Source organism: Desulfomicrobium orale DSM 12838, from assembly GCF_001553625.1.
In the GTDB taxonomy this organism is placed as follows: Bacteria; Desulfobacterota; Desulfovibrionia; order Desulfovibrionales; family Desulfomicrobiaceae; genus Desulfomicrobium; species Desulfomicrobium orale.
In genome coordinates this window covers 1360919-1374841 of the sequence record NZ_CP014230.1, presented here as the reverse complement: position 1 = coordinate 1374841, position 13923 = coordinate 1360919, and the positions used below count along the sequence as shown (strand labels likewise).

General features: G+C 59.4%; 16 protein-coding genes. 1 reads left to right on the top strand and 15 read right to left on the bottom strand.

Annotated elements, in window-relative coordinates:
* Nucleotides 1-21 precede the first annotated feature (21 nt).
* The 4 genes from fliS to AXF15_RS06195 all read right to left on the bottom strand — a co-directional run bounded on the left by fliS (nt 22) and on the right by AXF15_RS06195 (nt 5483).
* Nucleotides 22-429, bottom strand: a complete 408-nt coding sequence (gene fliS, locus AXF15_RS06210; RefSeq protein ID WP_066604786.1) for a flagellar export chaperone FliS — start codon at nt 427-429, stop codon at nt 22-24.
* A gap of 12 nt (nt 430-441) precedes the next feature.
* On the bottom strand, nt 442-2583 hold the full coding sequence (gene fliD, locus AXF15_RS06205; protein ID WP_169793611.1) for a flagellar filament capping protein FliD: 2142 nt from the start codon (nt 2581-2583) through the stop codon (nt 442-444).
* A 135-nt stretch (nt 2584-2718) separates the two neighbouring features.
* Complete coding sequence (locus AXF15_RS06200; RefSeq protein ID WP_066604781.1) at nt 2719-3639, bottom strand: flagellin N-terminal helical domain-containing protein; 921 nt, start codon at nt 3637-3639, stop codon at nt 2719-2721.
* Nucleotides 3640-3926: 287 nt separating this feature from the next.
* Nucleotides 3927-5483 carry a LysM peptidoglycan-binding domain-containing protein gene (locus AXF15_RS06195; protein ID WP_169793610.1) on the bottom strand — a complete coding sequence of 519 codons (1557 nt, stop codon included), beginning with the start codon at nt 5481-5483 and terminating at the stop codon, nt 3927-3929.
* Between the two features lie 162 nt (nt 5484-5645).
* Here AXF15_RS06195 and AXF15_RS06190 point away from each other — a divergent pair, with 162 nt between their 5' ends.
* Nucleotides 5646-6440 carry a TrmH family RNA methyltransferase gene (locus AXF15_RS06190; protein ID WP_236884840.1) on the top strand — a complete coding sequence of 265 codons (795 nt, stop codon included), beginning with the start codon at nt 5646-5648 and terminating at the stop codon, nt 6438-6440.
* 32 nt (nt 6441-6472) lie between these two features.
* Here the strand turns inward: AXF15_RS06190 and fliQ are convergent, their stop codons facing one another.
* From fliQ to era, 11 genes are all read right to left on the bottom strand, one after another.
* Nucleotides 6473-6742, bottom strand: a complete 270-nt coding sequence (fliQ, locus tag AXF15_RS06185; RefSeq protein ID WP_066604773.1) for a flagellar biosynthesis protein FliQ — start codon at nt 6740-6742, stop codon at nt 6473-6475.
* A gap of 9 nt (nt 6743-6751) precedes the next feature.
* Nucleotides 6752-7537: a flagellar type III secretion system pore protein FliP gene (fliP, locus tag AXF15_RS06180; protein WP_066604770.1), complete on the bottom strand. Its 786-nt coding sequence runs from the start codon at nt 7535-7537 to the stop codon at nt 6752-6754.
* Nucleotides 7473-7760, bottom strand: coding sequence for a flagellar biosynthetic protein FliO (fliO, locus tag AXF15_RS06175; protein WP_236884839.1), 288 nt, complete (start codon nt 7758-7760; stop codon nt 7473-7475). Before fliO ends, fliP begins: the two co-directional genes overlap by 65 nt.
* Nucleotides 7761-7821: 61 nt before the next feature.
* Nucleotides 7822-8250 carry a flagellar motor switch protein FliN gene (gene fliN / locus AXF15_RS06170; RefSeq protein WP_083517902.1) on the bottom strand — a complete coding sequence of 143 codons (429 nt, stop codon included), beginning with the start codon at nt 8248-8250 and terminating at the stop codon, nt 7822-7824.
* Between the two features lie 8 nt (nt 8251-8258).
* A complete protein-coding gene (gene fliM, locus AXF15_RS06165) occupies nt 8259-9236 on the bottom strand; it encodes a flagellar motor switch protein FliM (protein ID WP_066604766.1) in 978 nt (325 codons plus the stop codon).
* 32 nt (nt 9237-9268) lie between these two features.
* On the bottom strand, nt 9269-9778 hold the full coding sequence (locus AXF15_RS06160; protein WP_066604765.1) for a flagellar basal body-associated FliL family protein: 510 nt from the start codon (nt 9776-9778) through the stop codon (nt 9269-9271).
* Nucleotides 9779-9836: 58 nt separating this feature from the next.
* Nucleotides 9837-10568 carry an OmpA/MotB family protein gene (locus AXF15_RS06155; protein ID WP_066604762.1) on the bottom strand — a complete coding sequence of 244 codons (732 nt, stop codon included), beginning with the start codon at nt 10566-10568 and terminating at the stop codon, nt 9837-9839.
* Nucleotides 10565-11395 (bottom strand): OmpA/MotB family protein, encoded by an 831-nt coding sequence (locus tag AXF15_RS06150; protein ID WP_066604760.1) that lies wholly within the window; start codon nt 11393-11395, stop codon nt 10565-10567. The genes AXF15_RS06155 and AXF15_RS06150 overlap by 4 nt, the downstream gene beginning before the upstream one ends.
* A 12-nt stretch (nt 11396-11407) precedes the next feature.
* Nucleotides 11408-12163 carry a motility protein A gene (locus tag AXF15_RS06145; protein WP_066604757.1) on the bottom strand — a complete coding sequence of 252 codons (756 nt, stop codon included), beginning with the start codon at nt 12161-12163 and terminating at the stop codon, nt 11408-11410.
* 3 nt (nt 12164-12166) lie between these two features.
* Nucleotides 12167-12862, bottom strand: coding sequence for a YggS family pyridoxal phosphate-dependent enzyme (locus AXF15_RS06140; RefSeq protein ID WP_151192304.1), 696 nt, complete (start codon nt 12860-12862; stop codon nt 12167-12169).
* Nucleotides 12863-12939: 77 nt separating this feature from the next.
* Nucleotides 12940-13854, bottom strand: a complete 915-nt coding sequence (gene era, locus AXF15_RS06135; protein WP_066604754.1) for a GTPase Era — start codon at nt 13852-13854, stop codon at nt 12940-12942.
* Nucleotides 13855-13923: the final 69 nt, after the last annotated feature.

The following is a 13923-nucleotide window of genomic DNA, read 5'->3' as shown; positions in this document are numbered from 1 at the left end:
TCTCCGGGGAAAAGCCCCGCCCTAGCGTGCGTACTGCACGGCGGCCCTGGACGCCGGATGCGGCGGGACTCTGGATATCTCGGCGAAAGCGGACCGGAAGGAAGACAGAATGCCTATGACCTCGTCAATGGGCTCTGTTTCCATCCGCAGGTTGGCCAGAAGCAGGCGGGAGTTACAGTATGCATACAGACTGTGCAGGTTCCGGGCGATGTCGCCGCCTTTTTCCGTGTTCAGAGAGCCGTCGAGCTCGGCGATGATATCCAGGGCCTGGGAAATGAGGATACCCTTCTGGGCGTAGTTCTTCTCCTGCATCCGGACTTTGGCCTGCTCCAGAAAGGAGATGGCTCCATCGTAAAGCATGACCACCAGATGCCCCGGAGTGGTGGTGGTCACGTGCGTCTGCATATAGGCGCTGGCCGCTTTGTGCATTTTGGTCTCCCGTTATTTTGAACCGCCGCCCAGGCTGCCTATCTGCGATTTGAGCTGGGAGGAAATCTTGTCGTATTTGCCGAGCAGCGCTTCGAGATTGGCGAAACGCTGACGCATGTTTTTTTCGAGCAGACTCAGACGCCGTTCTTCATAGGCGATCTTGCTGTCAATGGCGTCCATGATGTCCTGATAGTTGTCTTTCAATATTTCCAGAGGTCCGGCCAGAGGGTCTGTCAGCTTCTTCAGCTCCTGGGACAGTTCCTCGGCTTTTCCGGCCTTGAGATGCGCCTGCCCGGAATAGGAGCCGTCCACAAGTCTGACGACCTCGATGGACAGGCCCCTGGCCGGATTTCCGCCTCCGGCGGCAACCAGCTTGTTGCCGTCGATATTGGCCGGCTGACCGTTGATGGTGGGCGGTGGAACGGCCGCAATGACCCCGCCGGAAACCGTGTAGCTGATGTCGAAATCGCCTGGCCGGGTCACGCCCTGAATGAAGGACTCGACCCTGAAACTCTGGGCTTCCACGGCCTGGCCGTTTACAATCTCCTTGGCCGAAGGAGTATAGTCCGCGCTGAAAATCCGGGTCACGGCATCGGGATTGCCGCGCAGAGCCGAAGCAAAAGTGCCCTCGTCGAAGGTCAGCAGGCCGAACGTGGGCGAGCCTTCCGAAGAGTCGGTGGTGATGCCGACACTGGCCAGAGACACAAGCGGATCCAGATCGTAATCGAAGCCCAGGCCCTTCTGAGCCAGGATGCTCTTCAGACGCTGCTGGATCATCTGCACGCCGTAGTTGCCCGTCAGAATCGAGCCGGAAGTCCGCTCTCCCACGGAGGTAACCTTGGTCTGATTCCGGATCAGACCAAGAACGTCGTTCACCTCCTTCACGAAGGTCCGCACCCGCTCCGTGACCGCCTCGCTGTCAAGTGACGCGGCCAAGGTAACGCTTTCCCCCGCTTTGGTCAGGTTCAGCTCCACGCCGGTGATGACATCGGAAACAGTATTGCCGGGGCGCTCGATGTATCCGTCCGTGGCCCCGGTTTCCTGCCTGAAATCGTGGGCCTGCATGCCGGTCAGAGTCGTGCCCGGAGAATTGACGATGGATATCTGGTTGGCCGAGCCGGGCTGGCCGGTCAGAGTCAGCTCCACTTTTCCGTTCACAATCGCTGTGGACGCGGTCACCCCGGAACCGGTGGCGGTAATGGCGTCGGCAAGCTGCTGAAGGGTCTGTCCGGCAGTGACCGCCACCGTATGAATCGCTCCGTTGTAGGCGAACCTGAATGTACCGCCCGCGCCCAGGGCATCGGTGGGCGCCGTGTACGAGGTGGTTGCCTTCAGCACATCCGCCGTGGGGGTCAGAGAGTTCGGCCATCCATCGACCTTGAGCTGGGCATTGCCCGCTTTCTGGGTGCGGATGAAGTCTCCGGAAGAAAATCTGGGTACGGTGGTCAATGTGTCGTCCACGATGAAATCGTTGCCCGCGCCCGGCTCCAGTCCTCTGATCTGAAGCCGGTAGCCGCTTCCGTCGTTGATGACGCCGGCCCGGACAAGATTGCGGTTATCCGGGTCGGAATTGATCAGGTCGGCAAACTGGGCCAGCGTGGTGGCGGGACCGATATCCACGGAAACCTGCCTGCCGCCATAAACGAAGGTGAAAACTCCTGCGCCGCCCCCGCTGATCACCGCATCCCGCGAGGAAAAAATTGCCGAACCCATATGCATGTCGCTGGTGGCCAGAGACACGATGTCCACGGTGTGGGAATTTTCTTCCGCTCCGCTGGAAGCCTTGGCGGTCAGAGCCCCGGGGTTGGATGAGGCCATCTTCTTGATCAGAAACTCATCCGGCGTGTTCATTCCCTGAAGCGTACCGTTCAATGTCCGCATGGCCGCGGAGAGCTTGTCGAATTCCTCACTCTTGGTTTTCCACTCGGATCTCCAGATCTGTAACCGCTTGGTGCGGAGCTTCTCCTTCTCGATCAGTTTGGTGATCATGGAGTCGAAGTCGGAGCCGGAGCCGAGCCCGGTGAAGCGGATGGAGCCGGAAGAGGCCGCCCCGGTCAGATTGATGTCCTTGCCTGCCTGCGGGCGTGGCGTAGCCGCGGTCCTGCCCTGGGAAGAACCGGAAGATGCGATGGATGAACTCAGATCGATAGCCATGACAAACCCTGTGGTCTCGGCGGTGAATGTATTTGCCGGATCAAAGCAATCCTGATGCCAGAAGGATATTTCAGGATGAAAAAGGCCGGGCCGCATCCGCGACCCGGCCGGAGACAAAACGTCTGGCTACCCGAATTATCCCTGCATGAGCTGCAAAGCCATCTGCGGCAGGGAGTTGGCCTGGGACAGCATGGCCACCGCAGACTGGGTCAGAATCTGGTTGCGGACGAAGTTGGTCATTTCCGTGGCTACATCCACATCGGAAATCCGGGATTCCGCCGCCTGCATGTTTTCGGCCTGAATCTGCAGGTTGGTGATGGTATTCTCCAGCCTGTTCTGCAACGCGCCGAGGTTGGCCCGGATGTTATCCTTGGACGTGATGGCCCGATTGATGGCGTCCAGAGCCTTCTGCGCACCCTGCTGGGTGGAGATGGAATAACCGTCGGACTTTGTGTCCGCGCTGTTACCCACGCCCAGAGCCGAAGCAGTGGAGTTGCTGATGGCGATGTAGTAGTAGTCTTCAGCCGAATCGTTGCCCGAGCCGAAGTGCACCTTGAGGGGGCCCTTGGCCTCAAGCTTGCTGCCGTCGTGGCTTTCGCCCCACTTGGCAACCGCGGCATCCTTCGAAGAAAGATTTCCGTTCAGCAGATGGATGCCGTTGAAGTCCGTGGCGTTGGCGATACGGGTGATTTCCGAAGCCATGGCCTGATACTCGGAGTCGATGATCAGGCGCTGATCCGAGTTGTAGGTACCCGTGGCCGCCTGTTCCGCCAGCTCCTTCATGCGGATCAGCTTCTCGTCGATGACCTGGAGCGCGCCGTCGGCCGTCTGGATCAGGGAAATGGCGTCGTTGGCGTTACGCACACCCTGATTCAGGGACGCGATGTCCGCACGCATAAGTTCGCGAATGGCCAGACCCGCCGCATCGTCGGCCGCGCCGGTAACGCGCAGACCCGAAGAAAGGCGGCTGGTGGATGTGGACAGACTGTTGTAGGCCATGGCCAGATTACGGTTCGCGTTCATGGCCATCAGGTTGTGATTGATAACAAGAGACATGACATTCCTCCTTGAAGATTATCGGCTTCCTTGCCTTGAAAATGTTTCCGGACATCAGGCTGTTTTCTCGTGCCTGATAAAGGAATCGGCAGAAGCGGAATTTTCTTTAGGAGAAATTCGTCAAACATTTTTCGTCAGACGAAAATAAACTCCATCCAGATGGGATTCATGAGAAAAGCACACCCACCGGAATTTCCAATCGTGAAAAAATGCCCCGCCATCTCCGGCGGGGCATTTCCATAAAATCAGCATGCTCTTCCTGGAGCATTCAACACTTCCGAACCGCTCTACTGCAACACTTTCAATTCATCGCCCGGCCGGATGACCGATGTTTCGGCCAGTTTGTTCCATTGCCGCAAATCGGCGGGAGAGACGCCGAAACGTCTGGCAATGCTCCACAGGCTGTCCCCCTGCCGGACCTTGTAATGAGCAAGCTTCTGGCGCACTGCTGCGGCCTTGGCCTTGGCCGCCATGGTCCGCGCGCCCCCCATGTCGGGCACGTAGATTTTCTGCCCGACTTTCAATGCCTTCGACGACAGGTTGTTGGCCTTGCTCAGTGTGGCCGCATCCATTTTGAACTGCTTGGCGATACCCCACAGCGTATCGCCTTCACGCACCACATAATTGGCCCTTTTTGCGGCCCACTCCCCGGCATCGGCCTTTTCGGCCTTTGCCAGGGCCGCGACGCCGGGTATTTTCAGTGCCTGTCCGATCTGCAGCTTGCCTGCCGCGCCCTTCTTGTTGGCCGCCTGCAAAGCTTCAACGGATACCTTGTGCTTCTTGGCCACGCCCCACCAAGTATCCCCCGGCCGAACCTTGTATGAGGCGTACCGAGCGCTGCTCCGAACCAGAACGGGTTTTTTGAGGTATTCCTCGGCCTTGGCCGTCAGACGACTGGGCACGGCCACATGGATGGAACGCTTGGGCGGAGCCGCCTTCTTGCGCAATACCGGGTTGAGCTCCTGAAAAGTCTTCCAGTCCATGCCCAGCACTTTGGCCAGTTCGGACAAATCTGTTCCCGGCTTGGCCTTGAGTTTTGCCAGAACAGGAAGGCTTACCGTCCAGTCGAGAGGTTCGAAGCCCAAGGCTTCCAGATTCCGGACGATTTTGACCAGAGCCAGAAACTTGGGCACGTACAATTTGGTTTCCTGATGCAAATCATCGGAAGCCTCACACAGACTGAAGTAATCCTCACAACCCGTTTTGGCCAGAGCCCGGCCGATGGTCCCTTCACCGGCATTGTAAGCGGCCAGAGCCAAGGACCAGTCTCCGAAATCATTGTAGATTTTTTTCAGGTACTTGATGGCCGCTTCCGTGGAAGCATACGGATCGCGCCGTTCGTCGATCCAGTCGTCCACGGTCAGGCCGTAATGGATGCCCGTTCGAGGCATGAACTGCCAGACTCCGGCAGCCCCGCTCCGGGACAGGGCGAAAGGATTGAACCCGCTCTCGGCAAAAGGCAGATAAATCAGGTCCTCGGGCAGGCCCTCTTCCAGAAAGCGGGCCCGGATATGCGGCAAATAGCGCTGCGCCCGCTTGAGCCACCCTGCCATGGTCTTGCGATGGGTGTGGGTGTAGTAATGAAAATAGCGCTGGACATCCTCATTTTCGACGGTATCCAGTCCGATATGGAAAGAAATGTCCGTATCCAGAATTTTCTGCTCTTCGGAAGAAAGCGGGTCGGCTGCGCGGGCTTCTTCCTGTTCCGGCGAAAAGACACCCTCATCTCCCAAGTTCAGATCCTCATCGGCATCGTCCGAAAGGGCGGACGCATTCAGGGATTCCTCAGCCTGAGCGGGAGCTTGCGCAGCCTCTCCCGGAGCCGGGGCTTTCTTGACAGGCATACAGCCGGCAAGAGCCAGCATTCCTACCAGTACGACAAGACGTATATCGATTCGCAAAATATTCCCCAGGTTGATGTATATGCCCGCAGGCCGCGCCAAATCGCCTGAACGGGCTTCAAATTTTTTCCGCGCTACAAAAAAAAATCATAAAAGGCAAACCTCGTGGAAATTCTTCCGAAGCCTTCCCGAAAACGCGAGAACCAAGCGGACACGCACCTTACTCCCGGCCGCAAACCCGTCCTCGAATGCATCATGGACCGGCCGCACATGCTGGATACGGTTTTTCTGGCCGAGGACGCTCCCGGCCTGGGAGAAGTCATCCAGGCCTGCAGACAGCACGGCGTCCGCTTCCGGAAAATCCCCCGCCGGGAACTGGACCGCATGTTTCAGGGCGCGCACCAGGGAGTTGTCGCCCGCCTCCGGGGCAGAGAATTCATGGAGATAGAACCCTTTCTCGCCCAGGCCGCCCGCAGCCCATTGCCGCTTGTTCTGGCTCTCGATCAGGTCCAGGACCCCGGCAACGCGGGGACTCTGGCCCGCACTCTACTCGCCCTGGGCGGCGGCGGACTCCTCTTTCCCCGGGACCGCTCCGCCTTTCTGGGACAAGCCGCGGCCAAAGCCGCCGCCGGAGCCCTGGACCGGCTGCCCCTGTGCCAGGTCGTCAATCTGTCCAGAACGCTGGATACCTGCCGCGACAGCGGATTCTCCGTCTACGGCACCGGCCTTGACCCGCAGACGCGGCCTCTCTTCGGTACGGCGTTTTCTTTTCCCGCGGTTCTCGTCCTCGGGAACGAGGACAAAGGCATGCGCCCCAATGTGGGCAAACGCTGTCAAGCCGTACTGTCCATTCCCATGCACGCGGGGTGGGATTCTCTGAATGTGGCCCAGGCCGGAGCCATGATCATGGGCGAAATGCTGCGCCAGCACGGTGGCGGGGTCTGGCCTTCTCAGGGATGATCCCGCTCCGGGAGGCAAGAACAAGACATCCACTATTTGATGTATTGTGGAAAATTGAGAAAGATATCCTGAGTGAAGGTGATCATCTTGTCCATGACCCAGGGAAAGGAAATGAGCAGCGCCAGAAAAACAGCAATGATCTTGGGCACAAACGTCAGGGTCATTTCCTGGATCTGGGTCGCGGCCTGCAGGATGCTGACCACAACGCCCACAGCCAGCCCCACGCCGAGCATGGGCAAGGAAATGGACATGGTCAGTTCAATGGACTGCCGGGCAAACCCGATGACGAATTCCGGGGTCATATACACTCCTCACACGAAGCTGTTCACAAGGGAACCGATCATCAGATTCCAGCCGTCCACCATGACGAAAAGCAAAATCTTGAACGGCAGGGACACCATCACCGGCGGCAGCATCATCATGCCCATGGACAGCAGAATACTCGCCACCACCATGTCCAGAATGAGAAAAGGGATGTAGATCAGAAAACCGATCTGGAAGCCCGTCTTGAGTTCGCTGATCACATAGGCCGGAATGAGCACCATGGTCGGTACGTCGTCCTTGGTCTGCGGCCGTTCCAGCCCCGCGATGGAAAAAAATACGGAAATGTCCTTTTCCCTGGTGTGCTTGAACAGGAAGGACCGCAGGGGGCCCTGGGCTCTGGAGAGGGCGTCGTCGTAACCGATCTCCTCCTGAAGATAGGGCTGCAGGGCGGTGTCATTGATCTGTTTGCCCACAGGCATCATGATCACCACCGTCATGAAAATGGCGAGAGCCGCCAACACCTGATTGGGAGGCATCTGCTGCGTGCCGATGGCCTGACGCAGAAAATGAAAGACGATGATGATCCGGGTGAAAGACGTGACCGTCAACACGATGGACGGAGCCAGGGACAGCACCGTGAAAAGGCCGAGGATTTCCAGAGCCAGAGCCACCTTCTGCGGCTCGGCCTGGCCGCTGGAGAGTTGCAGGGAAATGGACGGCGCATTCTGCGCCCCGAAAAGCAGGAGAGGACAAAAGACGAGCGGCAGGCTACAGAGGAGAATCCTCGCCGCCCGCCTGTTCCAAAGTTTTCTGAAAATCCGGTTGTTCCGCATGGTCTGCCTGGTCCTCGGCGATCAGATTGATGCCGTTATCGGTTACACCCAACAGCAGACGCTTATTCAAGAAGCGGACCACCAGCAGTTGTTTGCGCGGCCCGAGCATGGCCCGATCCTCGATACGCAGGGCCGAGCCCGCCCGACCCTGAAATCTGGCGGCCAGACCGTAACGCTTGAGCAGGGCCAGGCCCAGAAACAGCAGGGCCAGCAGAAGGAGCATGGCTCCCGCCATTTTGAGGGAGGCAAGACCCAGACCCGCCTCCGGCACCGGGAGCGTCGCGTTAGCCAAGCTGCTTGACCCTGTCCACGGGGCTGATGATGTCCGTCAGCCGCACGCCGAATTTTTCATTGACGACCACGGCCTCTCCCCGGGCCACCAGCTTGCCGTTGACCAGCACTTCCAGAGGCTCTCCGGCGAGCTTGTTCAGCTCGATGACCGACCCCTGGCCGAGTTGCAGAAGTTCGTTGATGAGCAGACGGGTGCTCCCCAGCTGCGCCGACACATCCAGAGGGATATCCAGAATGAAGTCCAGGTCCTTGCGTACGGTTTCCTTGGCATTCTTGGCCTCCGGGGTGAAATCCCTGTACTCGAAATCCCGGCTCTGAGACACGGCCTGCTTCTGCTGCCGGTCCTGATGGATTTTGGATTCCTCTTCGTCAGCCAGCGCCTTGGCCCATTCTTCGGCCAGCTTGTCCTGATCTTCGACCATATCTACCTCTAATAATTGAGTTCCTGTTCCCGGATCACCTTAAAGGCCTTATTTCCTTTCACCAGGCCCGGTTCACCCTGAAACTTCAGGACGCCCTGCACGCGCGCCGTAAGCAGATCGTCTTCGTCCTGATCCAGCAGCACGACATCCCCCACTTTCAGATTCAGCAGCTGGCGGCCCGTAAGCTGGGTCGTGCCCAAAGTGATGTCCATGTCCACCGGAGTCTCCATGAGCCGGTCACGAAACCGGGACACCCACACCTGGTCGATCTCCAGCCGCTCGGTCTGAAAGGCGGCGTAAAGTTTCGCGCGGATGGGTTCGATGGTCGCATAGGGCAGGGCCAGAACCATGGTGCCCATGGCGTTCTCCAGCTCCACTTCGAAAGAAATGACCACCACCACATCGCTTGGCGGCACGATGGTGGCGAACTGCGGATTGATCTCGGAACGCAGCAGCTCGATGGCGATCTCGTGCACCGGCCGCCACGCATCTTCCAGATTGGACAGGATGATTTTCACCACCTTGGCGATGACGGACTGCTCGATGGGCGTGAAGTCGCGGCCCTCTATCTTGGGATGGCTGCCCACCCCGCCAAAGAAATTCTCCACCAGGGAGAATACCAGTCTGGTGTCCACCACCAGAAGGGCGTTGCCGCGCAGGGGCTCCAGTTTGAAAATGTTGATGCTGGTGGGCACCGGCAGGGAGCGCATGAAATCCCCGAATTTGGACATTTCTATGGACATGGGGTTCACGTCGATGCGCTTGCGCATGGTATTGCCCAGCGCGCCGGCCATGAGCCGGGAGAACCGGTCGTTGATGATCTCCAGAACCGGCATCCGGGCGCGGATGATCCGGTCCTGATTGACCAGGTCGAACGGCACGATGCCGTCGGCACTCTCAACAGGTTCTTCCTCGGTTTCGATCTCCCCCCCCGATATTCCACGGAGCAGAGCATCGACCTCATCCTGATTCAGAATTTTGCTCATACGCGCAATCCGCCGTGCCGCAGGGCGTCAGTTCACTGCACCACGAATTCCGTGAAATAAACGTTGCGCACCCGGCCCTTGCCCAGCACAAGGTTGAGCCGGTCCACAATCTCGTTTTTTAACTCCAGCTTGCGGTCCATGCTGCCGATGTCCTCGAACGATTTGCTGGACAGCAGAAGAAGCAGGGAATCCTTGACCTTGGGCATGGCCGTGGTCAGGTCGGCCGAAGCGGCCTCGTCCAGCACTTCCACATCCAGTGTCATTTTCAGGTAGCGCCGCCCCATGGGGTCTGCCAGATTGACCACAAAAGGCTCCAGAGGCACCAGCGGCCCAGCCGGAGCCACCTTCGACGCATTCTCCGCCTCTTCGGCAGCCTTTTCCGCCGCTTCCGCCGCAGCCTCCTGCCGGGGCACCCAGAAGTATTTCCAGCCCGCGAAACCACCGCCCCCGAGGATGGCCAGAATCAGCACCAGAAAAATGAGCTTCTTCATGCCTCCGCCTTTCTTCTTTTCCTCAGCCGCCTGTCCGTTCTTCTCGGCCATCAGTCTCTCCAAAGATCACGCACGGGCCGCCCCATGCGCCGCATTACGGGCTGTACTCTCAAAGATATGTCCGCCCTCTTGTTTTCAGCAGAATTTCCACACGCCTGTTTCTGGCCCGCCCTTCCGGCGAAGCGTTGTCAGCCAGAGGAAAAGTCTCGCCGTATGCGGATACGGAAAACCGGTGCGGATCGAATTCCTTTTCCAGAAAATACTCCAGCACCGACATGGCCCGCTCCCCGGACAGGGCGTAGTTGTCCTTGCGGCCGCCCGGTATGTTGTCCGTATAGCCCGCCACATTGACCGGCATGGTGGTCCCGGCCAGGAATTCGGCAAACTCGCTCAGCAGACGCCGCCCGTTTTCATCAAGACCACTCTGACCCGTGCCGAAGAGCAGACTGTCCGAAAGCACCAGGGCGACGCCTTCCGGCCGCGCCAGAATTTCCAGGTTCTTCTCCAGCGTGCTGCGCATCATGTCCGGGGGCAGCACTTCGTCGGGGAACAGCAGATCCTTGATGCGCTTCGATTCCCGCAAAGCCCGTTCCGGATCCTCCAGAATCTTCTTCACGAGTTCAAACCGCGCCGGTATGCGGCCCGCACCCCGCTTCGGCGCGAGATCCATCTCACCCGCAAAATGAACGACCGCATCCCGCAGCACGGACTTGTCCATGGACGACATGGACAGCAGCAACACGAAGAAGGTCAGCAGCAGGGTCATCAAATCCGCGAAGGTGACCATCCACCCCAGGCCACCCGACGACGAGCCCTCGCGGGATTCCTTGCGCCTGCTCATGGGCGCCGCTCTCCCGGAAGATCGAAGCGGAAAAGGAAATCCCGTACCCGGAACCCTTCTTCCTTCTCCTTCCCTTCCTGCGCGTCCCGGGCCGCCAGTTCGGGCGACCAGCCGCTGATACGGCGGTCCAGGGTAATGTCCACCCGCCGGTTTCTTCTCCGCCCTTCCGGTGTCTCATTTCCGGCCACCGGATGAAAACGCCCGAAGGCTTCCACCCGCAGCTTTTCCGGATCGATGCCCGCACCCACGAAATAGCGGTACACGGCCAGCACCCGGCGCAAGGAAAGCTCCCAGGAAAAATCCACACGCGTGTCCCGGGGCTGCTCGTAATCCGGCCCCAGTTCTCCGAATCCGCCCGCCGTATGTCCGGACAGAGCCAGCGGATACGCGGAGCCGGCCATCACGGGCAGAAGCCGGTCCAGCAAGGCTCGCCCCCGGCCCGAGAGATCGGAGGAATTGGCGGCGAAAAGCGCGTCGGCATCGATGGACAGACGCTGTACAAAACGGTTGGACTCAAAACGCAGATCCTGGTCCGGCCGCTCCCAGAGCTGTTTTTCCAGCGGCGCGAGATCGTCGAACATGTTGATGGGGCCAGGAGACACGGAATTTTTGGTGTCCACGGTGGTCAGGTCATCCAGGTTCCGCGCGCCCTTGCCGAAAGCCCCGGCCACCGACCCCAGAGCCACCTTGCGCTTTTGCGTGTCGACCAGCGAAGCCATGGACACCAGCACGATGAAAAAGGTCATGAGCAGCGTGACCAGATCGGAGAACGTGACCATCCAGGGCGGAATGTCCGAATCGGAAGAGGCGCGCTTACGTTTCCGCATGGCCGTTTCGTGTCAGGCCTTGGTCTGCCGCTCCTTGGGCGGCAGGAAGCCGTTCAGCTTTTCTTCGAGAATCCGGGGATTCTCGCCCTTGGAAAGAGATATCACGCCTTCCACGATCATGCTGCGCAAAAGCACTTCTTCCTGACTGCGCGCCCGCAGTTTCCCGGCCATCGGGTTGAAGACCAGGTTGGCCAGAAGCGCCCCGTAGAAAGTGGTCAGCAAGGCCACAGCCATGGCCGGTCCGATGGTGCTGGGATCGTTCATCCTCTTTAACATGAGCACCAGACCGATGATGGTGCCGATCATGCCCATGGCCGGAGCCAGAGCGCCAAGCGTCTGCAGAATTTCCGCACCCTTCAGGTGCCGCTCCTCCAGACAGGAAATTTCGGTTTCGAGAATCTGCTGGATGAGCTGCGGTTCGAGGCCATCCACCGTAAGCTGCAGGGCTTTGCGCAGAAAGTCGTCGGACACGTCTTTCAGGCTGGCCTCCAAAGACAGAATTCCCTCCTTGCGCACGCGGACCGCGTATTCGATGAAGCGGGAAACCAGTTCCGCCGGTTCCCCGGATTTCGACAGAAAGGTTTTTTTGACGATGCGCATAACCCCCAGCACGTTTTCCAGGGGATACGTCACCAGTATGGCGCCGATGGTTCCGCCGATCACGATGAGCAGCGAGGCGACATCCACAAACATGATGGCGTCGGAGCCCATGGAGGCGAGCACCAGGCCGAAAGCGACCAGAATGCCGATAATGGTTGCCAGATCCATAACTTACTGTTTCCGTTCTCCAAATATTCTGGTGCCCACCCGGATCAGGGTGGCGCCTTCCGCCACGGCGGCCTCGAAATCCCCGGTCATACCCATGGACAGCTCCGGCAGCGGCAGGCCGAAATCCTTGCTCAGACGCGCGGCCAGTTCCCGCAGACGGGAAAAATAAGGGCGGACCCGCTCCGGGTCGTCAAAAAAAGGCGGCATCAGCATGAGCCCCCGCCAGCGCAGACCGGGAGCACCGGCCAGAAACTCGGCCAATTCGGGCAGCTCCGCTTCGGAAATGCCGCCTTTTTGGACCTCTCCGGCCAGATTGACCTGCACCAGAACATCCTGAGTCAGGCCAAGCTCCGCTGCTTTTTTTTGCAACGAACGGGCCAGTTTGATCGAATCCAGGCTGTGGATCAGGGCGAAGCGGCCCGCCGCCATCCTGGCCTTGTTCGTCTGCAGGTGCCCGATGAAATGCCATTCGATTTCCCCGGGCAGGGCGTCCATCTTGGTCAGGGCTTCCTGAATGTAATTCTCTCCGAAAGCCCGGTGTCCGGCCTGGAACAAGGCTTCCACCGCCTCGGGCCCATGCAGCTTGGACACGGCCACCAGACGCACATCCTCCGGCCGTCTGCCGGCATTGCCGGCGGCCAAGGCCATACGGTCCAGAACTTCCCGCAGGCGTTCAACGCTGGACATCATTTTCGTCATCTCCGGCTCCAAAAGAATACGCGGAAGCTCCCGCAAGGCCGGGTCCCCGGCAAACGGAATCTCCCGCCGGAAAAATCTCACGCGCCAAGGCCAAGGGACAGCATGAACCGGCCGTCCTCGGTCCAGCCCTCGCGGACCTTGACCCACAGCTCCAGATGCACTTTCACGCCGAGCAGGGACCGCAATTCCTCCCGCGCGGCCTGGCCGACCCGCTTCAGGTTCTGACCCTGGCGGCCGACGATCATCCCTTTGTGACTGTTTTTTGACGTATAGATGGCCGCGTGGATAACCGTCCGGTCCGGATTTTCCTCCCAGGACTCGATTTCCACGGCCACATTGTAGGGCAGCTCCTGCTCCAGAGCCAGAAAGAGCTTCTCCCGGATGATCTCCGAGGCCAGAAAACGCACGGAGACCGTGCTCAACTGATCTTCGGGAAAAAGGGGCGGTCCTTCGGGCAGAAACGCACGCACGGCCGCCAGCAGCCGGTCAATGCCATCGCCCGTCCGGGCCGAAACAGGAACCAGTTCCGCGCCGGGAAACAGCTCCGCGGCCGCGGCCAGCACACCCAGCAGCCGATCCTTGGGTCTGACCGCATCGACCTTGTTCACAGCCACAGCCAGAGGGACGCCGGAACTGCCGAACCGGGCAAGCAGAGGCCGCAGATCGCTCTCCAGCAACCCGGGCCTCTGTGCGTAGCGCGCGCCGTCCAGAAAAAGAATCGCGCCGTGGGCCTGTTGCAGCGCGCCCCAGGCCGCATCCACCAGAAAACGGTTCAGCTTGCCCCTGGCCATGTGGATGCCCGGCGTATCCAGAAAGACGATCTGCTCCGTCCGGGTGGTGTGGATGCCGGTGATGCTGTTGCGGGTGGTCTGGGGCTTGGGCGAGACAATGGCGATCTTCTCGCCCAGCACTGCGTTCAGGAAGGTGGATTTACCCGCGTTGGGCGGGCCCATCAGGGCAATGCACCCGGACTTGTATTCTGTATCGGTCATGTCTTCCGCCGCATGAAAAAACCGGAAAAATCTTCCGCGAACCGGCCTGCCGCGCGGGAATTAGCCCTT